The 25,871-nt window shown below is 44.3% G+C and carries 25 protein-coding genes and 1 pseudogene; 14 read left to right on the top strand and 12 right to left on the bottom strand.

The window, feature by feature from the left end; translation table 11 throughout:
• Positions 1–7: 7 nt before the first annotated feature.
• The 5 genes from tdh to SU60_RS12685 form a co-directional block, all read right to left on the bottom strand.
• Complete coding sequence (tdh, locus tag SU60_RS12705) at positions 8–1,039, bottom strand: L-threonine 3-dehydrogenase (RefSeq protein WP_041155829.1); 1,032 nt, start codon at positions 1,037–1,039, stop codon at positions 8–10.
• Positions 1,040–1,091: 52 nt separating this feature from the next.
• The gene (locus SU60_RS12700) at positions 1,092–2,285 is read right to left on the bottom strand and encodes a glycine C-acetyltransferase (protein WP_041155828.1); all 1,194 of its coding nucleotides are present in this window, start codon (positions 2,283–2,285) and stop codon (positions 1,092–1,094) included.
• Positions 2,286–2,497: 212 nt separating this feature from the next.
• The gene (locus SU60_RS12695; RefSeq protein WP_041155827.1) at positions 2,498–4,819 is read right to left on the bottom strand and encodes a putative bifunctional diguanylate cyclase/phosphodiesterase; all 2,322 of its coding nucleotides are present in this window, start codon (positions 4,817–4,819) and stop codon (positions 2,498–2,500) included.
• Between the two features lie 2 nt (positions 4,820–4,821).
• Positions 4,822–5,748 carry a transporter substrate-binding domain-containing protein gene (locus SU60_RS12690; protein ID WP_041155826.1) on the bottom strand — a complete coding sequence of 309 codons (927 nt, stop codon included), beginning with the start codon at positions 5,746–5,748 and terminating at the stop codon, positions 4,822–4,824.
• A gap of 79 nt (positions 5,749–5,827) precedes the next feature.
• A complete protein-coding gene (locus tag SU60_RS12685; protein ID WP_041155825.1) occupies positions 5,828–7,249 on the bottom strand; it encodes an aminotransferase class V-fold PLP-dependent enzyme in 1,422 nt (473 codons plus the stop codon).
• Between the two features lie 522 nt (positions 7,250–7,771).
• Between SU60_RS12685 and SU60_RS12680 the strand changes: the two are divergent.
• Positions 7,772–8,691 (top strand): annotated as a pseudogene (locus SU60_RS12680) (LysR family transcriptional regulator).
• Positions 8,691–9,074 carry an SMU1112c/YaeR family gloxylase I-like metalloprotein gene (gene gloA2 / locus SU60_RS12675; RefSeq protein ID WP_041155824.1) on the top strand — a complete coding sequence of 128 codons (384 nt, stop codon included), beginning with the start codon at positions 8,691–8,693 and terminating at the stop codon, positions 9,072–9,074. Before SU60_RS12680 ends, gloA2 begins: the two are co-directional and overlap by 1 nt.
• A 106-nt stretch (positions 9,075–9,180) precedes the next feature.
• Here the strand turns inward: gloA2 and SU60_RS12670 are convergent, their stop codons facing one another.
• Together SU60_RS12670 and SU60_RS12665 are read right to left on the bottom strand one after the other, a co-directional pair.
• Positions 9,181–9,570 (bottom strand): cytochrome b562, encoded by a 390-nt coding sequence (locus SU60_RS12670; protein WP_041155823.1) that lies wholly within the window; start codon positions 9,568–9,570, stop codon positions 9,181–9,183.
• Between the two features lie 139 nt (positions 9,571–9,709).
• On the bottom strand, positions 9,710–10,462 hold the full coding sequence (locus SU60_RS12665; RefSeq protein ID WP_041155822.1) for a phosphatase: 753 nt from the start codon (positions 10,460–10,462) through the stop codon (positions 9,710–9,712).
• A 389-nt stretch (positions 10,463–10,851) separates the two neighbouring features.
• On the opposite strand from SU60_RS12665, the gene SU60_RS12660 reads away from it, so the two are divergent.
• The gene (locus SU60_RS12660) at positions 10,852–11,838 is read left to right on the top strand and encodes a S1 family peptidase (RefSeq protein ID WP_041155821.1); all 987 of its coding nucleotides are present in this window, start codon (positions 10,852–10,854) and stop codon (positions 11,836–11,838) included.
• Positions 11,839–11,973: 135 nt separating this feature from the next.
• On the opposite strand, the gene SU60_RS12655 is transcribed toward SU60_RS12660, so the two are convergent.
• The 3 genes from SU60_RS12655 to SU60_RS12645 all read right to left on the bottom strand — a co-directional run bounded on the left by SU60_RS12655 (position 11,974) and on the right by SU60_RS12645 (position 13,395).
• A complete protein-coding gene (locus SU60_RS12655) occupies positions 11,974–12,243 on the bottom strand; it encodes a hypothetical protein (protein ID WP_041155820.1) in 270 nt (89 codons plus the stop codon).
• Positions 12,244–12,411: 168 nt separating this feature from the next.
• Positions 12,412–12,789, bottom strand: a complete 378-nt coding sequence (locus SU60_RS12650; RefSeq protein WP_041155819.1) for a PH domain-containing protein — start codon at positions 12,787–12,789, stop codon at positions 12,412–12,414.
• Positions 12,790–12,918: 129 nt separating this feature from the next.
• Complete coding sequence (locus SU60_RS12645; RefSeq protein WP_041155818.1) at positions 12,919–13,395, bottom strand: GNAT family N-acetyltransferase; 477 nt, start codon at positions 13,393–13,395, stop codon at positions 12,919–12,921.
• Between the two features lie 135 nt (positions 13,396–13,530).
• On the opposite strand from SU60_RS12645, the gene SU60_RS12640 reads away from it, so the two are divergent.
• The 9 genes from SU60_RS12640 (at position 13,531) to SU60_RS12605 (ending at position 22,514) form a co-directional block, all read left to right on the top strand.
• Positions 13,531–14,385, top strand: a complete 855-nt coding sequence (locus tag SU60_RS12640) for a DMT family transporter (protein WP_041155817.1) — start codon at positions 13,531–13,533, stop codon at positions 14,383–14,385.
• A gap of 417 nt (positions 14,386–14,802) precedes the next feature.
• A complete protein-coding gene (locus SU60_RS12635; RefSeq protein WP_041155816.1) occupies positions 14,803–16,983 on the top strand; it encodes an FUSC family protein in 2,181 nt (726 codons plus the stop codon).
• Positions 16,984–16,993: 10 nt separating this feature from the next.
• Positions 16,994–18,637, top strand: a complete 1,644-nt coding sequence (locus tag SU60_RS12630; protein ID WP_041155815.1) for a TolC family protein — start codon at positions 16,994–16,996, stop codon at positions 18,635–18,637.
• Positions 18,637–18,840 (top strand): DUF1656 domain-containing protein, encoded by a 204-nt coding sequence (locus tag SU60_RS12625; protein WP_041155814.1) that lies wholly within the window; start codon positions 18,637–18,639, stop codon positions 18,838–18,840. The genes SU60_RS12630 and SU60_RS12625 overlap by 1 nt, the downstream gene beginning before the upstream one ends.
• A gap of 12 nt (positions 18,841–18,852) precedes the next feature.
• Positions 18,853–19,737 carry an HlyD family secretion protein gene (locus SU60_RS12620; RefSeq protein WP_041155813.1) on the top strand — a complete coding sequence of 295 codons (885 nt, stop codon included), beginning with the start codon at positions 18,853–18,855 and terminating at the stop codon, positions 19,735–19,737.
• Positions 19,738–19,780: 43 nt separating this feature from the next.
• Positions 19,781–20,467, top strand: a complete 687-nt coding sequence (locus SU60_RS12615) for a potassium channel family protein (RefSeq protein WP_041155812.1) — start codon at positions 19,781–19,783, stop codon at positions 20,465–20,467.
• Positions 20,460–21,605, top strand: a complete 1,146-nt coding sequence (locus SU60_RS12610; protein ID WP_041155811.1) for an AI-2E family transporter — start codon at positions 20,460–20,462, stop codon at positions 21,603–21,605. Before SU60_RS12615 ends, SU60_RS12610 begins: the two co-directional genes overlap by 8 nt.
• Positions 21,568–21,759: a hypothetical protein gene (locus SU60_RS21720; RefSeq protein ID WP_128814672.1), complete on the top strand. Its 192-nt coding sequence runs from the start codon at positions 21,568–21,570 to the stop codon at positions 21,757–21,759. The genes SU60_RS12610 and SU60_RS21720 overlap by 38 nt, the downstream gene beginning before the upstream one ends.
• A gap of 92 nt (positions 21,760–21,851) precedes the next feature.
• Positions 21,852–22,514 (top strand): DUF2057 domain-containing protein, encoded by a 663-nt coding sequence (locus SU60_RS12605; RefSeq protein ID WP_041155810.1) that lies wholly within the window; start codon positions 21,852–21,854, stop codon positions 22,512–22,514.
• A gap of 64 nt (positions 22,515–22,578) precedes the next feature.
• Here SU60_RS12605 and SU60_RS12600 read toward each other — a convergent pair whose 3' ends face one another.
• Positions 22,579–23,343: a ferredoxin--NADP reductase gene (locus tag SU60_RS12600; RefSeq protein WP_041155809.1), complete on the bottom strand. Its 765-nt coding sequence runs from the start codon at positions 23,341–23,343 to the stop codon at positions 22,579–22,581.
• A 219-nt stretch (positions 23,344–23,562) separates the two neighbouring features.
• Between SU60_RS12600 and SU60_RS12595 the strand changes: the two genes are divergently transcribed.
• Positions 23,563–24,015: an acyl-CoA thioesterase gene (locus SU60_RS12595; RefSeq protein ID WP_041155808.1), complete on the top strand. Its 453-nt coding sequence runs from the start codon at positions 23,563–23,565 to the stop codon at positions 24,013–24,015.
• Positions 24,016–24,187: 172 nt separating this feature from the next.
• Positions 24,188–25,138, top strand: a complete 951-nt coding sequence (locus SU60_RS12590) for a LysR family transcriptional regulator (protein ID WP_041155807.1) — start codon at positions 24,188–24,190, stop codon at positions 25,136–25,138.
• A 29-nt stretch (positions 25,139–25,167) separates the two neighbouring features.
• Here the strand turns inward: SU60_RS12590 and nfsB are convergent, their stop codons facing one another.
• Positions 25,168–25,821 carry an oxygen-insensitive NAD(P)H nitroreductase gene (gene nfsB, locus SU60_RS12585; protein WP_041155806.1) on the bottom strand — a complete coding sequence of 218 codons (654 nt, stop codon included), beginning with the start codon at positions 25,819–25,821 and terminating at the stop codon, positions 25,168–25,170.
• Positions 25,822–25,871: the final 50 nt, after the last annotated feature.

Below are 25,871 nucleotides of genomic sequence, written 5' to 3'. Positions count from 1 at the left end.
TGAACGGTTATTCCCAATCAAGGATAACTTTACCGGAGGCCCCGCTACGCATAGCGTCAAAGCCTTTTTGGAAGTCATCCACTTTGAAGTGGTGAGTGATAATTGGCGTCAAATCTAGACCTGATTGAATCAATGAAGCCATCTTGTACCACGTCTCGAACATCTCACGGCCATAGATACCTTTGATAACCAGGCCTTTGAAGATCACTTGGTTCCAATCGATACCCATGTCTGATGGTGGGATACCCAGTAGCGCGATACGGCCGCCATGGTTCATCGTCGTTAGCATTGAGTTAAACGCTGATGGATTACCAGACATTTCAAGACCAACATCGAAGCCTTCCGTCATGTTGAGCTCTGCCATAACGTCTTCAAGTTTTTGCTCAGCAACGTTGACAGCGCGAGTCACTCCCATCTTACGCGCAAGTTCTAGGCGATATTCGTTCACATCCGTGATCACTACGTGACGAGCACCTACGTGTTTCGCAACGGCTGCTGCCATGATACCAATCGGGCCTGCGCCAGTGATCAGAACGTCTTCACCGACGAGATCGAAAGACAGTGCCGTGTGTACAGCGTTGCCAAACGGGTCAAAGATAGAGGCTAAATCGTCAGAAATTTCATCGGGAATCTTAAACGCGTTGAACGCAGGAATGACCAAATACTCTGCAAATGCACCTTCACGGTTAACACCGACACCAATGGTGTTACGACAGAGGTGAGTACGACCGCCACGACAGTTACGGCAATGACCACACGTGATGTGACCTTCGCCAGAGACACGATCGCCTATTTCAAAGCCGCGTACTTCCTGACCGATAGCAACCACCTCACCCACGTATTCGTGACCGACGACCATTGGCACTGGAATCGTATTTTGTGACCATTCATCCCAGTTGTAGATATGAACGTCGGTACCACAGATCGCAGTTTTTTTAATTTTGATCAGAATGTCATTGTGTCCAACCTCAGGTTTATCGACCTCGGTCATCCAAATGCCTTCTTCAGGCTTTAGCTTTGATAATGCTTTAATTTTCATACGGTAACCTTAACTTACAGGCCCTTTGGATGAATCCCTAGGGCCATAAGCCTTAAATAATGCCCATGTCCTTGCCAACTTCGATAAACGCATCAATAGCGCGATCAAGTTGCTCGCGGGAATGTGCTGCTGACATTTGCGTACGGATACGCGCTTGACCTTTAGGGACAACAGGGAATGAAAAACCGATAACGTAAATGCCTTTTTCAAGTGCACGCTCAGCAAACTCGGCCGCGACTTTCGCATCACCAAGCATGATTGGAATGATCGCGTGATCGGCCCCACCCATAGTGAAGCCCGCCGCTTCCATTCGTGCGCGGAAGTGCGCTGCGTTTTCCCACAACTGGTCACGTAGGTCACCACTTTCTGCCAACAAGTCGAGGACACGGATAGACGCATTCACAATGGCTGGCGCAACCGAGTTAGAGAATAGGTACGGACGAGAACGCTGACGTAGCCAATCAATGACTTCTTTTTTACCAGAGGTATAACCACCTGAAGCGCCGCCCATGGCTTTGCCTAACGTGCCAGTAATAATGTCGATACGGTCAACAACGTCGTGGTATTCGTGTGTACCTGCACCCGTCTTACCCATAAAACCAACCGCATGCGAGTCATCAACCATGGTCAATGCTCCGTACTTGTCAGCCAAGTCGCAGATGGCAGGAAGATTTGCAACTACGCCGTCCATTGAAAACACGCCGTCAGTCACGATAAGAATGTGGCGAGCGCCAGCTTCTTTCGCGGCAACCAGTTGCTGCTCTAGCTCTTCCATGTTGTTGTTTGAGTAACGGAAACGCATGGCTTTACAAAGGCGAACACCATCGATAATCGATGCATGGTTCAGCGCGTCTGAAATAATTGCATCTTCTTTGCCAAGAATTGTCTCGAATAACCCTGCATTGGCATCAAAACAAGAAGTGTAAAGAATGGTGTCTTCTTTACCTAAAAATTTGGAAAGCTTTTGCTCAAGTTCTTTGTGGATGTCTTGAGTACCACAGATAAAACGCACGGACGCCATACCAAAACCATGTTCATCCATGCCTTCTTTGCCCGCTTCAATAAGCGCTGGATGGTTGGCTAGGCCGAGGTAATTGTTAGCACAGAAGTTGAGAACTTCTTCACCGCTAGAGATTTTCACTGCGGCCTGTTGTTGAGAGGTTATGATACGTTCGGCCTTATAGAGACCTTCAGCCTTCACTTCTTCAATTTGCTGCTGTATCTGTTGGTAAAATGCAGAAGACATTCGCAATTCCTTCCTGGTTATTTGGGCGAGTATTTACTCGTTTCAAGTTTTGAAAAGCCTTTATATGACGGGCGTCATAGGCCATCTACTATCGATTAAGTGTAGTGTAATTCAAAGCAAGGAGGGCGATTATCCCTTGAAGTGGAAAAGCATTGATGAACTTGAGGAACAAATGACATCAATGCTTTTCTATTGCATTGTATTTAAAGGGTTTATAGCCAAGGAGTTTGCTTAAGCATTAGTTCAAACTCCTCCGCTGGTACAGGCCGACTAAAGTAGAAACCTTGCCCGAACTCACAGTTTAAGTCGTTGAGGTAGTCTACGTGACAACGATCTTCTATCCCCTCCGCAATGATTTTTAAGTTCAGCGCTTTTGCCATCGCAATAATCACGTTGACTAACTCTCGATCGGAATCATTTTCAAACATGTTTTGCATGAAACTGCGATCTATTTTTAGGCGGTCAAAAGGAAACTTCTGCAAGTAACTGAGTGCCGAGTAGCCTGTACCGAAATCATCGATGGTGAGCTTAGTGCCCAGCGTTCGTAGATCGTTTAGCATATCCAACAGCTCTGTATCGTGATTGAAAAGGAGACTTTCGGTGACCTCGACATCAAACTTATCAGCAGGAAGCCCTGAGTCTGATAAATTCGTTTTAATGCTCTGAAGCAACTTTTCACAGTAACGGAACTGAACACTCGAGAAGTTAACCGAGACAAACAAAGGCGTGATGGATTGCCACTGCGCGGCTTGGATACAAGATTGCTTAATAGCAAACTCGCCAATCTGATGAATCAGACCATTTTTTTCTGCAATAGAGATAAACTCTTCTGGGTTTACAAAACCGTACTTCTCGTCCTTCCAGCGCATCAGAGCTTCCACACCGACTATTTTTTCAGTCTTTAGCTCGATAATGGGTTGATAATACAATTCCAATAGTTGATTCGAGATCGCATTGCGCAGTCGACTTTCTAGATCGAGATAACGCTGCAGAGCATTGTTCATGTTTTGATCATAAAAGCAGAAACCATCACGCCCCTCTTGTTTAACCCGATACATTGCCATGTCTGCACATGCAAGTAACTGCTCCGCAGTTTCCCCGTCATCCGGATACACAGACATACCTACACTACTGGTTAAAAAGAATTCTTGATGGTTAAACACCAACGGCTCTACAAATGCGGATAGCACGTTGGAAGCCACGCGCTTCGCCGTTTCATTATCAGGTAGATCAGGCAGTACGAGTAAAAATTCGTCGCCACCAATCCTAGCTAGCAGATCCGTTTTTCTTGCCACTTGACGCAACCGCTTCGCACTTAATTTCAGAATCTCGTCACCCACTAGGTGCCCTGAAGAATCGTTGATTTGCTTGAAGTGATCTAAGTCAATGAACATCACCAACACTTTTGAACGACAACAAGCTGCTCTTTGTAGCTCAAGCGATAACCTTTCAGAGCCATAACTGCGGTTAGGCAAGTTGGTTAAGGTGTCATATTTAGCTTGGAACGCAAGCTCGCTTTCAGAGGCTTTACGACGAGCGATTTCATTCGTTAGCTTGATGTTTTGTTCCGAAAGAATATCTTTACGCTTCTTTTCTTCTTCTAACTTAATCTTTAGTTCTAGCCTGTTGTTGTTAGCGACAAAGGCGCAACACAAAGCGACAACGATCAAGATTGCAAAAACACTTAAACCCCATATGAACAAGCGTGAAGTAAAAATATCTCTTGAGCTTAAAGGTTCAAACCAAGCCATTAACTTAAAGTGATGCTGCGGTACAGCGACTTCGAAATAAAGGTTTTTATGATCGCTACTAAGTTGATAATTTTTCCCATGACTCTGGGTTGTATGTTTACTTATTGAGTCCCACACCACCATTTCAACATCATTGATTTTCAATAACAATCGGCTGTAGCTATCTTCATGTTCTTGATTCGTTAAGTGTTCGATCACAACATCTTGGTTAAGATCAGCGACTAAATAGCCTACAGGCTTGCCAGAAAACTCTACTTTTTTAATCACTTGTATGAGTACAGAGTCATTAGCCTGCCTTGCGTAAATCTCTTCACTATACTCTTCATTGAATGTAAATCGTTTTATATCGACGGGATGCGGTGTTGACTGACCGACAGCAACGATGGTGTTGCCATCATTGCCAACAAGAGTGAGTTGGTCATAGATGTTGAGATCGTTGATTAGTTTGGCGTTTAGTTCACCGTCAAATCTGTGTTTCAAATTTATTAGACTTGCTCCTAGACCATACTCGATCGACATACCTGAAGCTAAGTTGGCAAAAAAAGTTTGTACCGTTTTATCGTTGGATAAATTATCAATATCCTCACTTGCAACGGTAAAAAAGTTGTTCAGTGTAGTGGCATAACTTTTAACTTTTAGATCCAATTCTCTATACTGTGACTCTTTCAGCTTTGTTTGACCAACACTTGTAATAGCAATAAGCACAGCGAGATAAATGGCAACCAATACCGCGCTTATTGTGATCGTTTTTCTGCTGGTTATCTTACTTGCCGTTTTCTTCATTGTTATTTTTTGCTGCCTTCAACGAAGTAATCGCTATAGAAATAGTAAATAGATGGATAATACTGCTTAACCAGTTCATCATATGTTCCATCTTTCTTTATTGAACTTAGATATTGATTGAACGCTTCACGCAGTTCAGGCGATTCCTTTCGAAATGCGACCGCCATTCTTTGATTCTCAGACACAGGACCAATCACTTTTATTTCCCCCGGCCATTTTTCTAACGCGATCAAAGTATCTGCTACATCTAACAAGGTACTTTCCGCGTCGTTTTTCATAATCGCAGGAACCATTTCATTCAATAGACGATGGCCATCCGGTATGATGACGTTGGCTCCAGTGTCATACAAATCATACAGATTCGGGTCAAGGCAGGAATGCTCCAGAGCGAGTACATCTCGTCCCTTAATCAACTGCTTAACCGTACTAATATCTTTTTCGATCGAGCCTGCCGGTTTGATAGGTTCAAGCGTAGAGTCTGTTCTGGCCACTAACCAAACACCTGAGGGGAAATAGTCGTTCGAGAAATCGATTACATCAGTTCGCCAGTCAAGAATGGTTACGCCATTTGCAATTAAGTCACCTTCAATGGGAACACTCTCACCCAAGACTACCTGTTTGTCTTTATATTGCGCGTTTTGCCCGGTCAGTTTACCAATCAAATTACTCCACCGGGCAGGAACGTATTCATACTTTACCCCTAGTGATTCAGCGAAGCCTTTTATGATATCAACATCCAAACCAGACAAAGTCTGCATGTCACCTTGCTCTATGTATGAGACAAAATTGGCATAGGGCACACCAATATGGCGTAAGACTCCTCTTTCTTTTATATCTTGCAAATCACTTGACCATGCCGGAGACCCAATGACCGACGACACTAGGATAGTTATTGCCATTAGCGATCGTTTTAGTTTTTTGACTGACATAGCGCGAATCCTTAGCTTCGTTATCCATGTTCCAGTAAAGCGCCCCAACATGGGCGCTTTATACGAAGGAACCTTGCCCTTAGAAAGAGTGGTACAGATCAGTAATCGCTTGCACTAATCCCTCCACATCCTGTTCATCATGGAACAAATGTGTCGAAATGCGAAGCGCTTGTGTGTCATACCCATCGTCTTTCTTTAATTTGAAACTCGTGGTTCGAATAATGTACCCATATTCTTCGCGAAGACGGTCACGGAATAGAGTCAAATCGTCTGCGTTGGTGACATCATTGAGTGGATTGAAAGTGGTAATCGCACTACTTAGCCCTTTCACATTAGGCGAGTAGATCTGTGCTTGCGGCAAGGCTTCTGCAAGTCGTTCTTTGCATAGTTTACCGAGAGATAAGACTCGTTCTTCAATGCGGTCACGGCCAATCTCATCCCACATTTTGCAACTATCAGTAAGTGCTTGCTTCGCCGGAAAGTTATCATTACCTACGTATTGGAGTTGGACTTGTTTACCCAAATAATCTGCGTGAGAAAGCGAAGAGTTTATCAACCATAATGGGTTTGTCCTATCCCACCAATATTGGTTCAGTCGTCCGCCTAATACCCCGCCTTCATCTTTACGTAAGTAGAGGATCCCCGTCGCACCCGCGCCACATTGCCATTTATGACCAGAGCCAGCATAAAAATCACAATCAAGGTCATGTAAATCAAGGTCAAACATACCGATAGTATGTGCCCCATCAATTAACGTAGGTACTTGGTATTCTTTTGCCAGTTCACAAATTGCTTTGGCTGGCAACGCCGCGCCCGTTTTATAGGTGATGTGAGAGAAAACGATCAGTCGAACATTTTGATTCGCTTCTAATGCTTGACGGAATGCTTCAACATAGTCTGCTTCAGAGACGTCTTCGTGACCAGTAAACACAGGAAGCTGAATCTCCTCGACTTTTACACCAAAACGTTGCGAAACAACATTAAGTGGAGACGTTGCGGCAATATGCTCATGGTGCGTCGTCAGGATAACGTCGCCTTCTTCAAAATGCAGGCCGTTGATGATGGTACATAAACCGTCGGTGGTATTACGGCTCAGGATAATTTCATCCCCATCAGCACCAAAACCTGGGGCGATTTCCGCTGCCATGTCAGTTACATGAGGCCACGCTCCAAATTTGTTTTGCATGTCCCAAGGATATTTCGCGACCAACTTATTGTTATCATCGTAATTTTTAAGCACATGTTTTGGCATCGATCCTGTAGTGCCAACATTCATATACGTTGTACGACGGTCCAATACGAACTCTCTTTTCACTCGGCGCCAAAATTGATCTTCATTGTGATGTCCTGAGTGATTGCCTCTCCAGCCATGTCCATGGCCTCGAGCTTGTACCGCGTTAGAAAAAGTAGATGCTGTGACACCTGCGACAACTGCGCCCGTTGCGCCTTTCAGAAACTGACGGCGGCTACGATCTGTCTGAGGTTTTTCCTTGATGCTCATGTATAAATCCTTGTCGAATATTAACCATGTTACTAATTATGATAAGCGTAACTCTCTGTTACTAAACTAGTATTACTTATTAAAACAGCAGTTGGACGTACCCAAACGCCATTATGTGACCTTGCTTCCAATTTTAGGAGGGTTCCCTTAAAAAAACAAAACTCACTCACCTTTATACACAATTAAAACCATACAGAATAATCACTTATATACATGTTAGGCATGCAAAGTTTAGAATTACTCATACCTTAGTTTATGATTGCATTTCGTTGATGCTTTTTCATTTTAACGATTGAGACTATTTAGCTGAGTTCACGTTAATCAAATATCACAAGTAGCACGTAATACCCGAGCTACAAGTATGTAATACTAGTAATCTATAGAAAGAAATGGAAAAGCGGTTTATCGATAGCGCTGACTCGCGCATAGTCTGCGACCGCGTGAGTGCTAGCTGATGGACTTGAACCAAAGTACATTGTGCCGGACAATACGCTATATTCTACCGTCTAGATCTGACAATTTATGGTTAACCCAAAACTCATCGCGTTACTTCCTGATCTTGCTTCATTTATCCTAGTCGTGAATGAAGGGAGCTTCACCGCCGCCGCCAAAAAGCTCGGGGTCACACCTTCCGCATTAAGCAAATTGATCACCCGGCTTGAGCAAGCGCTATCGGTTAAACTGTTTGAACGTACAACGCGCAAATTAGTCATTACGCAAGCAGGACAAAAGGTGTATGACCAAAGTATTGCCATGGTTAATGCGGCACAACAAGCCGTTGAGTTATCAGCTGAAGATCATACAGAACCAACTGGCACATTAACGGTAGCGGCACCAGAAGCGTTTTTGAACTCGGTGCTCCAACCTTCGTGTTGCCCTTTCTTAAACGTTACCCAAAGATCCAATTACGATTACGTGCAGCCGATGGTGAGATAGACCTTTTTCGACAGGGTGTCGATGTCGCATTTAAACTGACCGATAAACCCGACGAAAATCTGGTTTTGAAAGAAATCAGAAAAACCAACTTGGTGCTTTGCGCTTCACCTAGCTATCTTGTTAAATACGGTATTCCTGAACACCCAACACAGCTAGAACAACACGAGTGCATCTACCTAGCCGAAAACGAAACCGATAACATTTGGTCTTTTTTTAAAGATGAAGTATTTCATTCTATCCAAGTCACTGGACACTACGCAGTCAACCACTCTCAAATGCGCTTGAATGGCGTAAAAGATGGCTTAGGCATTGGAATTTTTCATGACTTTGTCATCAAAGAAGCATTAAGCCGTGGAGAAGTCGTTGAAGTACTTTCTGACTGGATGATCAAGAGTAACTATCATGGTGCAATCGCCATGCAATATGCACAAACCAAGTATATGCCAGCTCGTTTACGCGTGTTTATTGACTTTGTGAATGAGCACTTGGTAGCTAAGGAAAACTAATGTTTAATGCCGTCCATCACGTTGCGATTATTTGCAGCGATTACTCTACATCGAAAAAGTTTTACACAGAGGTGTTAGGCTTAACCATTGTTGCAGAAAACTATCGCAGAGCGCGGGATTCATACAAGCTCGACCTCGCCTTGCCTAACGGTACACAAATCGAGTTATTCAGCTTTCCGGATGCGCCCAAAAGGCCAAGCTTCCCCGAAGCTCAAGGTCTGCGACATCTCGCTTTTCACGTGGACAACGTAGAGCAAGTCAAACAATATCTCGAATCAAAAAATATCGCCGTTGAGCCTATTCGCATCGATGAATTTACTGGCAAGGCGTTTACCTTTTTTCAAGACCCAGATGGTTTGCCACTAGAGGTCTATCAACGATGAGACGCCATCGCTTATACGTAAATGACAGGCATGAAAAAGCCCGCTGATTATTAATCGCGGGCTCAAAACATTCTCTTCGCTGATATGCTACGTTTACGCTATTCGCCTAACCAAATAGCTTACTCCAAATGCTTGGATTACGTTTATCATGATACTCTTCGCGCAGTTGATCTATCTGACGCAGCTGCTCTTTTGCTTTGTCTAGGTTTCCCGCGTCTAACTCAGCATCGATTTTATCTAAGGTAACGGTAAGCTTATTAAAGCCCTCTAGATACGTGTCAAACTTTTCTGGTGGGTAGTTTCCGCGCTTAGATTGTTCAATGACATTTTGCATATTGTCTATCGCTGACTTCATGGTTTCCACATCAGACGCTTCCGCGGCTTGTTTAAAGTCCATTTTCATCTGCTTCATATTCTGCTTTAAATCTACCGCTTCTGCCGCTGCATAACTTGAGCCCAACGCGATGACACACCCTAGCATTAAAGGACGTAACATTTTTATTTCTCCGCTTTATGATTTTATCTACCGAATTCTGTGTCGGCTTGGTAGCTCAAGATTTATAATTACCTGAGCGATTGAGTCCGTCAGTGTAAACAATAACAATGACAGGACATAGGAAAAAATGTAATCAAGTTTATTCGCTGAAAGCCGCATTCAATTCTTCAATTGGCTGACGTCCACGCAATGCTAGGAACGACAAAAATTGCTTAGAAGTGTGAGTAATCACTTTGTTGGGATCAACGCCAATCTCATCCATAAGTTCTCCCACTAATGTAAGGTTACCGACATCATGACAAAAGTGAGCATCACTACCAGTAGTAAAGAAAACACCTAATTCTTTGCCTATTTGCGCAATATCAAAGCAGCGATCAACACTGCCGACGCGACTGTTACCCTTGAGTGTGGTGTTATTAATTTCAATCGCGACGTTGTGTTTCTGCGCACATTGCAAAACCACTTCAAAATCAAAGTCAAAATTCGGATTGCCTAGATGACCCAGTGCATCTACTCGTCCGCCTTTTATGACATTCAATAACGCTTCAGTATGCATTTCTTTATTCGCTGGAGTAAACACTGGCTCATGAAAGCTCGCGATGACCCAATCAAGATTACGGTCAACGCTGCTTGGAATATCAATCTCACCTTCTGCGTTAATAATATTAGACTCGACACCGCGAAGAATCGCTACCCCCTCTAAGAAGCGAGGTAAAATTTTTTGGTTGGAGAAAAACCAATAGTGAGGCGCGCCCGGCATCGACTCTGCGTGGTCCGTAGTACAAAACATTTGTAAACCGTTTTCTTGCGCGAGCTTAGCGTTTTCAATCAAGGTACTGTAAGCGTGACCGCTCGCGTACGTATGGGTATGGGTATCAACCTTAAATTCCATTGTCGAATCTCTTGAATACGTAAATAAGTGAGTATTGTATACCCAAGGAGTACAGAGATGTAAACGGGCAAGCAGAATCAACAGTATCCATGCCCAATCATTTCGGCGGACTTAAAACAATAGGTACTGTATGGGCTTTAATGAAGATGTTATGTAACTTGATGTTTAAAAACGTCCGAATGCCTCACAAATTAGCTTTACTTAGTGCACCATGAATACAAAATCGATTGAGTAGCAAGGGTGATCCATTCAAACTTATTCCTACTATAATTTAATATTGCTACAAGTCACTGATTCTCGGTCTGCGCACTTAGCCAGCGAATAGCGTTGCTTAACGGCATTTAGACTGGGGTCAATAACGTGACGTACGATTCTCAAAGGTATGGGTTATGAAGTTGTTGAATGTATTAATCACTGGCGTATGCCTTCTAGCAACCACCAGCAGTGTTGCCCAAGACTCGGCCACAGACAGAGACCTCTCTCCTGCAATCATAGGCGGTCAGCAGGCTTCACCGAATCAACTGCCTTTTTTTGCCCGGTTGATTATCCATACAATGGGGTCGAGACAATTTTTCAATATTTGTGGCGGCTCAATTATCAATGACCGTTTTATATTAACCGCTGCACATTGTGTCGAAGATAGCGTGTTTACCGATGGATGGACCAAAGACGACCTAAATGTATTGGTTGACAACCCAACCATGGACAATGTTTCTGTCGATGAGTTTATCGATGTTAAATCAATCACTCTTCACCCAAACTACGATGCAAGCAGACTTTGGCTGAATGATATCGCGATACTAGAGCTTTCCAAGCCGATCACCGCCAACGTCCAATCCATTACCTTGCCACAAGACTTTGGTGACTACAGTAACCGTTCGGTTTATCAAATCTTTGGACTCGGTCAAACGTCAACCGAAGACACTGGTGGACCGAATTATTTGCGTTGGGCCGAAGTTCAACCGCTTACCGACTCAGAATGTTCTGCACTGGTAAACGGATATAACGCTGAAGAGTCCTTGTGTGCCAATGGGTTTGAAGACAGAGACTATACTGGGGTTTGCCGAGGAGATTCTGGTGGTCCACTCACGTATAAAGATGACAATGGCAACTACCAACAAATCGGTGTGGTTAGCTACGGTTCAACGGTTTGTGAGAATCCTTCTTTCCCAAGCGTTTTTTCTGAATTATTACACTATACGTCATGGATTGAAGCGCAAACCAGCGCCGGCCAAAAAACCGAATATGACGAGACTTCAGACAATAACGATTCAAGCTCTTTAAAAAGCGGTAATGGCGGTGGAGGCTCCATCGGTGCGGGAATGCTTCTCTTCTCAGTTTGTGTCGGTTGGTGGCGCAGACGACGTCAGCAGTAATTTGTAGGCTTGTGAGCGTGGCGTTATGTATATACCACGCTCTTTATACCACTATTTATGTGATTGAACGTGTGCGGTTGAACGTGTGCGGTTGAATACGCGAATCGACGAATAAACCTTTGACTAAACGACGACTCAACGCGTGTAAACTGAACTACTATTATCCAGAGTTCTAAATCCGATTTTTAAAATCAGGTTACTTAACACCTTATTAAACAGTTCTAATTCAGCCGTCACGCTCTCTTGTTGTTTACGCGTGGTAAGCTCGGGGAATATAGATATCGCTTCCTTTTCAATTGCAGCCAACTCTTTCGTGTCGATGGTTTGCTTGTCTACCAGCTTGGCCACAATAAAACTTTCATAAGTTCGCGCGCACTTCATCAATCGAAAAGCAAATTCATTCATTATCATCGCTCTTTTTTATATCATTCTCGTGGGAGTCTCACCGAATCTATTAGTGAGCTTACTTTATGAAATATAACAGTAATTCACAAAACTCGTTGTAGGAATATTCCCAAAGTCTGGTGAGGCTGGATCTTAAAAAGAGCGATTAACGCATGAGTTGACTTTAAGCTAACCGAGCACGTGCTCACTGATGATTCGATTGAAAGCGACCAAGTCAAACGAACCTTTTATCTCGAAACGAACACGCCCTACGCCACTAATGAAAAACTCTATCTCGCAGTCCAAATCAAACGAGCCAGACGACTCCACTGAAAATGCACTGATTTTGCTGTAAGGAAGCGATGTATAATCTACTTTCGAGCCCGTTAGACCTTGAACATTTGCCGCTATCACTCGCTTGTTGGTAAACACCACTTGATCTCGAACGGTCTTGAAGCCAGCAAAGACTCCTTCACCATCAATGAGAAACTTATGAAAGTCATCTCGTACCTTTGTTACTTCAATTGGCTTGAGCTTAAATACAGACGAGTTTTCAAAATCGATCATGATTTTTCCTTTTAGTTTTAGTTTCAACGGTTCTCTGTGTCATTGCTCTCAGGATAAAGAATAGCAACGGTCAAAGAAGGAATTGTTTCAATAGTTAGATGCGCTACTGGCGACCGAATGGCTGCCGAATTATTGCTTAAGCTCGCATTTCATGATGTGCTGAGGACCAACTGGGCCTCCATAATACAGCTGTCCGGTATCCGCAAAGCCAGATTTAAGATAACACTGATAGGCGGTAATATTGCGACAGTTTACGGTTAGATAGAGCGAGTCAAAGGTAGGGAACTGCCGTTTAGTATAGTCAGCCAATTGGTAGAGCGCTTTTTTCGCAACGCCTTGCCCTTGAAACCGATGATCCACCAGCAAGGCACGCACACCAATCGCGTTCTTAGGGCTAAAATCGTAATGGTCTGCATACCCTAAATCCATCACAAAGAAGCCGACGACCTGCCCATCTTGAATTATCAAATGGGGGATTTCATCAGACGTAACGCAGCTCAGCATCTCCCCTATATCAGAAACCGTGTAAGCTAACTGCTCGTCAAACACACTGAGCGCACATGCTTGATCGTGCTGAAGAGGCGTGTACTTCTCGATTGAAATCATAGTCTTCCTTCCCTATGCTATCTAATTAGCATGACTAAAGTGTAACACCAGTAAGTTTTGTTACTAGAGCATTGTCAAACAGTTGAATGACGATAACGCCACATTCGCTCGATACACCAACAATTAGGGGCAAGGATGTTAACCTTTCTACTCACACTGATCGTCATGTTCGCCTTTGCCGCAAATTCTCTGCTCTGCCGTTTAGCACTGGCAGACGGTTTGAGCGATGCAGGCAGTTTTACATTTATTCGCCTAATTTCAGGCGCCGTTACCTTAGTTTTTTTCTTGATTATGTCGGGTAAATTGCGCACTGAAAAGCCCAATAATCGATTCATCCTATTTTCTGGCTGCTCGTTATTTGGTTATGCGGTCCTTATTTCTTATGCTTATTTACAACTCTCCGCGGGCACTGGTGCATTGCTGCTGTTTGGCGCGGTACAGCTTACCCTTCTCACTATGTATTGGTGGCAAGGCGAGCGCTTTAATCGATTAGAAGTGCTTGGAATCGCGTTGTCCATACTCGGGTTTGTGTGGTTAATGCTCCCCTCCGCGACACGCCCAGATATTTGGTCTTCATTATTAATGATAGTATCCGGTGTTTGCTGGGCCGTTTTTACTGCACTCAGTAAACAAGCACCCTCTCCAAGTAGTGGCATCACTTGGGGATTTATCTCCGCTTCTGTCATCAGTGTGGTTGTGTCTCCCTTGCTGCTGTCTTCACTGCAAGTTTCTAGTGAAGGAGCCCTGCTTGCGGTTGTATCTGGCTCACTGACATCTGGGGTTGGCTACTTAATGTGGTATCAAGTGATGCAGAAGCTTTCTCTGCTTCAAGCTGCTATCAGTCAACTCTCCGTCCCGGTGATTACCTTGCTTCTCGGCGCAATGTTTCTGGAGGAGTACTTTTCTTTCCACGCTATTATGACAAGCTCGATGGTACTCGGTGGTATCGCGTTAGTCTTTGTATCTCGTTCTCAGAATACCACCCCTTAACCCGCCGAAAACATTTCAATAAAAACAAAACTTTCCCATAAACTGCGAATTCATGATCTATGCTTTTTATGAGCATATGTGCATTAACAAATATCAGACTAGAGACTTAGAAAACACGTTTGATAAACGTGCTCTGGTGAGTGTGTATTCTTCCGCAATAGCGATAATGTCTTACATGTGAGAATTCATGATATTCGCATTTTTGGCTCTTTTTATCTAAAACTGAGTCATACCAAGGGCTAGAGCCTCGTTGACCATTCTGTTCGCTAAGAATCCTGACAATAAGTTCACAAAGCCCATTATTACTATCGATACATTCCGCACACTGGAGACAGAACGACATTCTAAAATTACAAATTAATTAATAAATTCATCATTTTAGAGAAAAAACGATAAGCCCGAGCAGACTTTGACACTATGAATGATAAAATCAAATTCTCCATAAAAGTATCGCTTAGCCTCACGCTGGCTTACTTGGTCCCTTTTGCGATGGGCTGGCCCCAAGCCTCCACGGCCGCGACCACAGTAATGCTTATCGCTTCGACCGGAAGTCGCAGAGAATCTCTCGCGAAGGGAACGTTACGTGTGCTCGGCACGATAGCGGGTGCCGTTGTCGGTTTGCTGCTTGTCGGATGGTTTGCTCAAGATCGTTTTCTATACATGCTGAGCGTATCCATTGTCGTTTCATTCATATTTTACTTCCGCAACGCCTACCGAAAAGATCCAACTTTGCTCATGCTGACTGGCGTTATGACGCTCATGATGTCCAACGGGGGAGATGCGGAAGGCGCATTTCTTTACGGTATCGATCGCGCCTATATGACGGTGTTTGGTGTGGTGGTATACACGCTCGTCGGGACATTTTTATTCCCAACCAAAACAGAGCAAAACCTCAGACAATTGACAGAGCAGTTAAACCAAGCTCAGCAAAACTTATTCAACGCGATTGTGAAGAACTTTACTCAACAAGTCGATCATACTGTAGAAGATGGCAACCCAAGCGAAGAGGCAATGACGTTGGCCCCCCCTGCTCCTCAACTTAACCTCGATGAACTTCTTGATAAGGTATTTGTCGCGCAAAATGCACTAGAGCAACGCTTTAATACCGTGAGTGCGGAATGCAGTGACGTCTCGGCTTATTTGAAAGAGTGGCGCTTATCGCTGCACCTTAGTAAACAAGTGACTCAGCAATTGACTGTTGCGGCTCGCAGTCAGTTTAGTCACCAAGAAGCGCTAGAATTCATCAATAACTTTGATCAAGCGAAGAATGAAATCAATGCCCTGTTTGATAGCTGTCACCAAGCTTGGGATGACAAAGCGAACCCTGACAACATTCAACCCTTTAATGTTGACTATAATCATGAGTCCCTAGACAACAAGCCTCACCTAACCAAAGGTTCGGCATTAACATTGGGGTATCTATTGGAGTCCATGCATCAGCAACTTTCTCGTCTAGCAGAAACTATTCGTTGTATCGACTCGGTAACCCATAGTGTTTCGTTTGATATCCAACTGCCTAAAGCAAATGGTCAGTTCTTGTGGTGGGATGCGGAAAATTTCAAAACTGCGGTAAAGACCTTCGTCACCTATTGGGTTGCAGGGTTAATCTGGATTTACCTTAATCCTCCAGGCGGGTATTCATTTGTGGTTTTCTCAACCATCTTTATGTCCTTGCTCTCTTTTGTGCCAGTCCATCCCATATTGCTACTTGTTCTGTTTACGTTTGGTTTCTTGTTTGCGGTGCCCTCTTACGTATTTATTTTGCCGCAACTGGATCTCGGGTTAGAGCTGGGACTGTTTATCTTCATCTATACCTTTATTGGGTTTTACCTATTCAATGGTCCCATCACCATTTTCTACATGATCGGACTGTTCGTTCTCGGTTTAGACAACACAATGACGTATCACTTTGGCATTATGATGACGATCATGACCTTGTTCTATATGGTTGTATTTATGATCATTTTTGCTCACTACTTTCCATTTAGTTCAAAGCCAGAGCACCTTTTTTTAACGGTGAAAGAGCGGTATTTCCGGCATACTCGTAGCCTGCTTGCAATCTATCAAAAGCCGCCAAACCGTCACTTTACGTCTTTGAAATGCGCTCTACATCTTGTGACGCTTAATGTGTCTGTGCACAAGCTCAAAGTGTGGGGTTCAAAAATCAATCACAAGCACTTTGATAAAACCACTCCGCAAGCCATTGCTGCGTTCAGCCACGCTTGTGATGTGCTGAGTAATCACATCAATACGTTAATGTCGGCCGAAAAGAAATTGGCGATGAACCCCCTTATCACAAAGCTTCGTCAAGAGTATAGCGACAATATTATTCCATTGATGGCAGGCTCGTTAGCCAGTCATCAGATAACCGAAGAACTCGATTCCGTGTTTGAGCAATACAGTCAAGATTACCAAGTCTTGGAAGATAAATTGGAAGGTTTTTTTAGTGAACTTGATTTATCTGACTACGCTTATTCAGAGATAGCGGATTTTTATATCTTGCTGAATTTAAAACGGAACGTGTTCGAAGCAATCAAACATTGCAAGCAGACCTATGAGGATATCGATTGGGTGAACTTACGTCAGAAACGGTTTTAAAGGTGAAGGTATGTTGATTTCAAAGCTCACGAAACCGAGCCTTACCCTACTGGCACTACTCGGGGTCAGTGCCTGTACAACTGTGGGACCGGACTATGTCCATCCACAGCAGTCTGCATTACCCAGTGATTGGTCGCTCAAGAGCGCCGTGCAGTACACACAGCAATCAGAGCAACAGATGCAGCAGTGGTGGCAACAATTTAATGACCCGACGCTCAATCAATTAGTCGAGATCGCCAGCCAACAGAACTTAGATTTGGAAGCGGCAGGTTTGCGTATCATCCAAGCACGTGCGCTTTTAGGTATCACAACAGGCTTACAATACCCGCAAGTACAAACCGTATCTGGCAATGTGGCTCGTGCGTACGTCAACGATCAAGGGTTTAATAACGCGGCACTGTCCTTTGATGCGGCTTGGGAGATGGATATATGGGGTAAATACGCTCGTGGTATTGAATCTGCCGAAGCGGGTTACTATGCAACGATTGCGTCATACCATGACATTATGGTCACCATCACGGCAGAGGTAGCACGCAATTATATTAATTACCGTACCTACCAAGAGCGCATTTTGTTGTCTCGCCGCAACATCGAGATCCAAGAGCGCGTTGTGCACATCACTCAAGTCCAATATGACTCAGGTAACGTCACCGAACTTGATGTTCAACAAGCGAAAAACCAGCTGTATACAACCAAAGCGGCGCAACCGGGTCTAGAAATCGCGATGAAGCAGTCCCGCTCCGCACTCGCGCTCTTGTTAGGTGTATTGCCCGAAGAGGTTGATGTCATTCTTGAATCAAATGGTATCCCTGAAAGTATCACTGCTTATGAAACTCAGTTTAAATCGACTGGGCGAAAATTGGCTTTATCGGGTAACGATGAAGTATCCATTGTGCCTCGCCCTCCCGTTTTACAAAGCAAAATAGACGCAAACTTGGTCATGCGTCGACCTGACTTACAAGTCTCAGAAATGCTTGCACGGGCGCAAAGTGCCCAAATTGGCGTCGCAGAATCCGCGTTGTATCCGAGCTTTTCACTGTTTGGTTCGATTGGTATCGATAGTACCGTTCCTGATGGCGACAGCTTCAGTTTTAGTGACTCATTGACCATGGTGATTGGCCCAACGTTTAGCTGGAATATATTCCAATATGGCAGGGTAAAAAATAACATTCGCCTTGAAGATGCCAGCTTCCAAGAGACGTTGACTAACTACAACAAAGCCGTTTTACAAGCGGTCAACGAAGTCACGAATGCGTTAGAAGCGTATGACCTGTATGTAAAACAAAAATCCCTGCGCCTGCAGTCTGTTAACTCCTCCATTCGCGCATTCAATATCTCGATGACGCAATATGAAAACGGTCAAATCTCGTTTGAACGTCTGCTCAATTCCGTCGAGAAGATGACTCGAGCCGAAGACAGCTACGCCCAGATTAAAGGTAACGTAGCCAGCCAAGTCGTGGCGTTGTACAAAGCGTTAGGCGGGGGATGGCAAACCAAAACCGGCAAACCTTTCGTTAGCGAAGCCATTGCTCAGCAAATGCAACAGCGCGTTGACTGGGGTGGGTATTTGGACGAAGACGAGCGCGTACTACCGCCACTGCGTATCAAACAGCCGCCCGACAATCCAACGGACTCTAAAAGGGAGGAGCCATAATGCCGTATGAACTCTCTTGGGGCGATGTGTACTTCTCTCCTTTGCTATTAGTTCTATTTCTTGCGGTGACCGCCACATGGATAACCGTCATCATTTTAAACAAAACCCGATTATCGCGTTTCATCGCTTTTCCATCGCTGACCTTTATCGCCATCATGGTTTTTTATGTGGTCACGATTGACAGTTTTTATATTCAATTTTAGGTGCCAAACAAGATGAAAAAACTATTCGTAATTGCACTCAATCTTGTCATTCTTGGCGGCGCAGCTTGGCTAGGCTATCAGAAGTATGACGAGTATTTTCATCATCCCTGGACCCGTGACGGTCAGGTACGAGCAAACGTCATAAAAGTCGCTCCACGTGTGTCCGGTCCAATCGTCAACGTGGCAATACAAGACAACCAAGAAGTAACCGCTGGAGACTTGCTGTTTGAGATCGATCCTACGACTTATGAGGTTGCGCTCTCTCAAGCGGAAGTTGGCCTAGAAAGAGCAAAGGTCAACGCACGTGGAAAACAGATCGAATACGAGCGCTTAAAAGACATCCGCACCAAAGATCGTGGAGCGGTATCCCACAAAGATTTGATTCGTCGCGAGATTGCGTATGAAGAGTCTCTACTGCAGATCAAATCTGCAGAAGAACAATTGAAATCAGCCAAACTAAATCTCGGATTCACCAAAGTATATGCCACCGTGGATGGCTTTGTATCTAACCTAGATATTCGAAACGGTACCCAGGCCGTCGCGAATCAACCGTTACTGGCACTGATCGATAAGAACAGTTTTTGGGTATTTGGCTTCTTCCGAGAAAATCAACTTACTCAAATAAAATCAGGTAATAGCGCGCGCGTCACCCTCATGTCTCATCCAGATACACCGATTGATGGCACCGTAGACTCCATTGGTTGGGGCATTGCGCCAAGAGATGGCACGGTGGGTTACAACCTATTACCTAACGTAAATCCTGTTTTTCAGTGGATTCGTTTAGCACAACGTATTCCTGTCCGTGTTTCGCTCAAAGAATTACCAGAAGGTGTTGAACTGAGATTTGGGCTTTCCGCATCTATTATGGTGATGAGCGAATCATCTGCAGGTGAATAACTAGAAATAAAGATGAATGACTAGAATTTAAGTGAGAACCGTCATGGTTATTGGTAAAAAACTCAAAAATATCAATGAAGAAAATAATTTTTTCTATCTGACATTAGCGCTAGTGACCTTACTTGTGTGCAGTGCTTTTTTTCAGGGAGTCGGCGAAGGTGCGTTAGAACATATTCTACAAGCGTTGACGATCATCACGTTTATCGTCTGTATGGCAAGCCTACGCTTCGATAAAGCATGGTCGCGTTTTCTTTATTCTCTCCTGAGTATCTGGGTGCTTGTCATCACACTCAAAACCATTTTTGATATTGAAAAAATGAACGTTGTGATGCTTGCGCTGACCTTCGCGTTTTTCTTTGGCACGTTCAAATCGATCGCGAGACAAATTCTGTTTACAGGCTCTGTGAACAGCAACAAGGTGATCGGTTCAGTCGCTTTGTTCCTACTGCTTGGTTTGATGTGGGCCATTGCCTATCTCATCTTACTTGAGTTTTCTCCAAATGCCTTTACAGGTATGGAAGCCATTTCTTGGGGGCAGAACTTTTCCAACGCAGCGTATTTTAGTTTTGTCACTTTAACCACGCTAGGTTATGGCGACATCAGTCCTCTAACCCCTTTGGCGCAAGTCATTGTGTATTTAGAGGCAATTACAGGTGTGTTTTATATGGCAATAGTCGTTTCAAGCCTCGTCAGCTCTAACATCGATCATCAGGTAAATAAAAATGAATAAACAATCGGAAAGACATGAAAGTAAGCTTTTCATCAGTAACATGGTGGAGTCATCAATACGTATTGGCTTGATATTCGTATTGCTGATGTTTACGTACGATATTATCAAGCCTTTCATCATTCCAGTAATCTGGGGGGCGATCATCGCAGTAGCATTAATGCCCATCACCCAAAAACTGCAACGCGCCTATGGGGGTAGACGTGGACTAGCAGCCACGACGATTGCATTGTTGGGTATTGCTTTATTGGTCACGCCTCTGGTGATGGTGTCTGGTTCCATTTACGACGGAGCCACACACGCCCTCGAAGTATTGCAAAGCGGAAGTGTTAAAATACCAGGTCCTAAACCTTCGGTTGCAGACTGGCCTCTGGTCGGCGATAAACTGTTTGATACTTGGACAATGTTTGCGACCAACTTAGAGCAAGCGATACAAACCTTTATGCCACAGATTAAATCTGGCCTAACGGCATTACTGGGTATGGTTGGTGGCGCCATTGGTAGTCTATTACTTTCCATTTTATCACTGGCCATTGCGGCAGGCTTCATGACTTATTCAGAGTCACTGTCATCCGGACTAACAACGATTGCCATTCGTACTGCCGGCGACAATGCGAAAAGCTGGGCAACAATGATCGCAGGAACCATAAAGAGTGTTCTACTCGGCGTGGTTGGTGTTGCTGCAATCCAAGCACTGATTATCGGTGCAGGATTCTTCATATTTGGTGTTCCAGCCGCTGGCTTACTCACGCTCATTTTGATGATTTTGTGTATCGCTCAACTGCCCGCCTTGTTAGCCGTTTTACCCGTCATAGGCTATATGTACATGACACAAGACAGCAGCACAGCGACCATGTTTACGGTGTGGGCCGTTGTTGGTGCTTTATCTGAAAACTTACTCAAACCAATGTTAATGGGTCGTGGTGTCGATGTCCCTATGCCAGTGATTCTGATCGGTGCCATCGGCGGTATGCTGTTCTATGGTATCGTCGGTTTGTTCTTGGGTGCGGTGATTCTCGCGATTTGGTATGAGCTGTTTGTTTGGTGGTTAAACATTGAAAAAGCTCAACAACAAGAGGAGTTAGCTGAACTGCAAGAGGTGGATGATCAAGCCAACTCTGGGCAAGGCGCTGGTATTTAGCATTCCATCTTTCGTCATTTATTTAAAAAACCTTATAAACAAGAAACAAACCGTTGCCTTACAGCGGTTTGTTTTGCTTTCTGATGCGTTGTCTTCAACGGGCGCAGACTGTCAGTCGAAGCTCGCACAATCAACAAAAATGACGGTACTGTGAATTTTTCATTCATCTAACAGTAGAGAGTTGCAATCAAATGGCTAACGGTGCACTCTCATCCATCGCTAATCACAGTGCTTAGGATAAAAACAATGAAATTGATCAAGCCTTTAACTTGTATGATCGCTCTTACAATGAGTGGTATGGCATTCGCGGATGTCACTGTACGTGTGCCTGACGAAGTCTCTGTTCTGGCGGCAAACGGGGATAAAGTGAAGCTCTCAGGTGGTTTTTTCGCGTCCGAAAAAACATTGATCCTACCTAACGGAGTGAATCAATTTGTATTTCGCTATACCCCATTTTTTAGCCAAGGTAACGATCGCGTTAGCACCGAAAGCGACGTAATTATCGCTAAGTTTGTTGCTTCAGATGCGGATCTAACGATGCAATTACCAAAATATCGCAATTTGAGTGATGCAGAAAACAACATTGGCGATCTGGACTGGACATTAAACGATAAGTCAGGGAATACCGTTGATGTACAACAAGACAAGCTGATCAAACCTGGTGTTCAAATTGGCCGCGACTACATTCGAGAAACGGAAGATTACAACAAGACCGGAGGTATAGCCGCTGTGTCGATTGCAGCAGTCCAACCCATGACTCTGCCAGCTCCAATTCCCGACGATCTCAAACAAGCTCGAGCAGAAGCTGCGAAAGCAGATTCAACAGCCGAAGAGATGCTGCACTTTTGGTATCAAAAAGCAGATGCTGACACCAAAGCGCGCTTTAAAGCGTACCTCAATCAACAATAATTACGACTATCTCTCAGTCTCGTCGTAGAAAAAGCCACATCAGTGGCTTTTTTCACGTGCATCATTACCAATAACGTTCGTAGATTATATTTCCACCAGTTCTGGTACGATATTTTTCTAGCCCCATTTCTTGTAACACCGTTGACGTGTCTTTAATCATGTCTGGGTTACCACATAGCATCACAAAACTACTTTGGGCGCTAAAAGGTAAATCCGCTCTATTCGCTAATGCACCCGACGAAATACAGTCTGGGATGCGGCCTTGTAGCTGACCTGCGACCGCTTCTCGGCTGATAATCGGAATGTATTGCAAACGCCCTTCATAACGCTGCTGCAACTGTTCAATTAAATAACGATATACCAGATCTTTTTCATACCGGACGCCATGGACTAATACAATTTTTTCATTGTGAGGAAGAAGATTAATGTCATCGAGCAAAGCAAGAAAAGGCCCAATCCCCGTCCCCGTTGCAAGCATCCATAAATCATGCGCTTGTTTAGGGATCGTATCGTGCACTAAGTCACCATGAGCGGTTTGCCCAACATAAATACCATCGCCCACTTTTAAATTTTGCAGCTTAGGCGATAGCTGACCATTTGGGTTCGCGACAATAAGGAATTCCAGCCAATCAAACTGCTCACTGGGCGCATTCACGATGGAGTATGCGCGACTGATAGGGTTTCCATCGTCATCAAGTAACGCCAACTTGGTAAATTGCCCCGCTTTAAAAGATAAAGAAGCCCCAGACACGCGTAAACTGAATACGTCTTTGGTCCAGTCTATTCGCTTTTCAACACTGGCGAGATTGAATCCTTTCAACTCTGTCACGAAACACCTCCTTCGTGGTTAACCTAAAGCAAACTTGACTCGCCCAACTCTCTGACTCGCCTAGCTAAGTAAAGTCTACACTTTACATATGTCACTTACCAGTTTAATTCACATTTTAAAAACAAATTTATTACATTTGAAGCAAATACATCTAGAATAAATACTCAAACCGACAAGCCACAGTAAAATCTGTGACAGGGCTAATGAAAAGGAAAGATGATGGATACACTACTAAAAGATTTTCCAGTCGTGACGGAAATAAAAGTCGCTTGGGGAGAAATGGATGCACTGCAGCACGTCAACAACGTCGTCTACTTTCGTTACTTTGAAACCGCTCGTCTCGATTATTTTTCTAAGATCAATATGATGGTCGATCTAAAAACCTCACAAATTGGTCCCGTATTGAGCGAAACACAATGTCGCTATAAGCTTCCCGTGACCTTTCCGGATACGCTACTTATTGGATCGCGCGTGATAGACATGCAATCAGATCGCATGACAATGGAATATCATGTATTCAGTAAAAAGTGGGGAGCGATAACCACAACGGCAACCGCAACGGGCGTGATGTTCGACTTTAAAAATAATGTAAAAACAGACGTTCCTGAGCACATACGCCAATCCGTGCTCGATCTAGAAGCCACGGCTGGTAATACACATCAATTAAGTTGATAAACAAGGAGAGGTTGTCGCGCGGCTTCTCCTTTTTTGACAGCAACGAGACTTCTACACTAACGCGGTCGGGACGCCTAGGCCGACATGTTCAACGATAACCCCACTAATAAGCGTTGAATTTAGATCACTACCTACTATAGTGGGGCTAAATTCCCAGATACCTTTTGAGATGAAAGCCCTTAACGACCTGAACATTTTTGTCGAGACTGCACGCCAAGGTAACTTTTCTAAGGTTGCCTCCAGTATGGATATTACGCCCGCGGCGGTGAGTGCATCCATTAAACGCCTAGAAGAACAAATCGGATTTCCACTGTTTGTACGTTCAACACGTAGCTTAAGGCTCACCTCCGAAGGTGAATTGTTTTTGGATAAAACCACCCAAGCACTGGCAACGCTGCAAGATGGATTAGATCAAATCTCAAGTGCCAGAGGGGAGCTTGCGGGTCAACTACACATCAGTGCGCCATCCGATTTTGGACGCAATATGCTGCTCGATTGGGTGGAGGAGTTTATGTCTCTTTACCCAAAAGTCACCATCAAGCTTGAGTTGTCGGACAGTCTCACCGATATGTACGCTAAACCAGTCGACATTGCGATTCGTTACGGAGAACCAGCAGACTCCAATTTAGTCGTGCTCGCTTTATGTGGCAAAAACGAACGTATTTTGTGTGCATCTCCAGACTATGTCGCCAAACACCCAGAGTTGAAGTCTCCGGAGGATTTAGCTCAGCACAACTGTTTATGCTACATGGTTGCAGACTCGGTTTACAACAAATGGACATTGACACGAGAAGATCAAAAACAGCAGATCGTCGTCAGTGGTAACTTACTGAGCAACGACAGTGATTTACCACATCGCCTTGCTATTAAAGGGACAGGTATCGCGAATAAATCATTAATGGATATTAGTCAGGATTTAATTGAAGGTCGTTTAGTAAGAGTGCTGCCAGAGTGGGATTGTGGTCCTGTGCCACTTTATATGGTTTGTGCCGATCGCCGACTGCTTACGCCAAGCATCCGCACTTTCCGTGAATTTATCCAAGATAAATGCTGCCAGCAGAGAGCAAAAGTACTGGCAACATTTTGTCATTCATCAGAGAGTGAACCCTACCTCAAGTAAGGTCATCGCTCTAAAGTTTTACCGTATGATTAAATTTCCGTAAGTACAGTGCTTTCGTCCCAGCGTGACTTCGGTGATTTAGCATTAAAATCGTCTTCCGCGTGGTAACCTAGCGGCACGATCACGACACTGGTATAGCCTTGTTCACGTAAACCAAACTCTGCATCGAGCACCTTAGGATCAAACCCTTCGACTGGCACTGCATCGATCTCCAGTGCTGATGCACCTAGCAACAACGTACCCACATTTAGGTAGACTTGCTTCTCCATCCAGTGATTCGCATCTTTATAATCGAAACGGTGCATATTAACGAAGAAGCCGCGACCACCTCGAACGGCTGATTTTGCGTCTTCTGTTGGGTATCGGCCATCTTTCTCTTCTTGAGCCAGCAGCGCTTCAAGGTATTCTTCATCAATATCTGTCTTTGCACAGAACACCAAAACGTGAGAAGCGTTTAAGATTTTCGCTTCATTGAATGCGTAAGTGCCTTGTGCCGCCTTAGCAATACGCTGCTTGCCTTCTTCGGTACTCGCTAAAAGGAAATGCCAAGGTTGAGAGTTCACGCTTGATGGGCTAAAACGAATCAGCTCTTTTATCGCATCTACTTTTTCTTGAGGTAGTTTGCGAGTCGGATCAAAAGCTTTAGTTGAATAGCGAGATTTAGCGGCTTGTACGATGTCCATGACAGTCTCCAAAAACAATAGTGTCTTGGCCGACAGCATAACCTTATGAG

Source organism: Vibrio mytili (genome assembly GCF_000830505.1).
Taxonomy (GTDB): domain Bacteria; phylum Pseudomonadota; class Gammaproteobacteria; order Enterobacterales; family Vibrionaceae; genus Vibrio; species Vibrio mytili.
This window is presented reverse-complemented; position numbering and strand designations above follow the sequence as displayed.